Source organism: Bartonella sp. MR168JLCBS (assembly GCF_042194175.1).
In genome coordinates, this window is sequence record NZ_JBHIMP010000414.1 from 1 (window position 1) to 274 (window position 274).

1 protein-coding gene is annotated in these 274 nt (G+C 42.3%); it reads left to right on the forward strand.

What is annotated here, in order from left to right; all coding sequences use genetic code 11:
- The coding region (locus ACFIK8_RS11685) for an SLBB domain-containing protein (protein WP_375669523.1) at nucleotides 1–274 on the forward strand (274 nt) is incomplete at both ends.

The window sequence follows — 274 nt, forward strand, 5'->3', positions numbered from 1 at the left end:
ATGTAGAGTCTATTGCCGTTATTCCAACGATTTTGCGTCGTGGTGCTTCGTGGTTTTCATCAATCGGACGTGCAAATAATACCGGAACAAAATTGTTTATGGTTTCAGGGCATGTTAATGCACCTTGTACATTTGAAGAAGCTCTAGGTGTTTCTTTTCGCGAATTAATTGAAAAGCATACCGGTGGTATTCGTGGTGGATGGAATAATCTTTTAGGAGTTATTCCAGGTGGAGCTTCTTGTCCGGTTGTTCGTGGTGAGGGTATGGTTGATGC